1 pseudogene is annotated in these 262 nt (G+C 66.0%); it reads right to left on the bottom strand.

Annotation, left to right across the window (positions count from 1 at the left end):
• Positions 1-262, bottom strand: a pseudogene (locus SB751_RS31925) (FAD-containing monooxygenase EthA); the annotation flags it as partial.

A 262-nucleotide genomic window follows, 5' to 3' on the forward strand; every position in this document is an offset into this window, starting at 1 on the left:
GTTTGCGATCCTGTCGCGTGCGGGCAGCGACACGATGTAGGTCGGCGAGCGCTGCAGCATCGTCACGTGTTTCGCGTCGGTGGCCATCGACGGCACCAGCGTGACGGCCGTCGCGCCGCTGCCGATCACGACGACGCGCCGGTTCGCATATGACAGGTCCTTCGGCCATTGCTGCGGGTGCACGATGCGGCCTTCGAACGATTCCATGCCGGCCCAGTCGGGCAGGTAGCCGCCGTCGTAGTCGTAATAGCCGCTGCACATG

Source organism: Cupriavidus sp. SIMBA_020, assembly GCF_046535395.1.
In the GTDB taxonomy this organism is placed as follows: domain Bacteria; phylum Pseudomonadota; class Gammaproteobacteria; order Burkholderiales; family Burkholderiaceae; genus Cupriavidus; species Cupriavidus campinensis.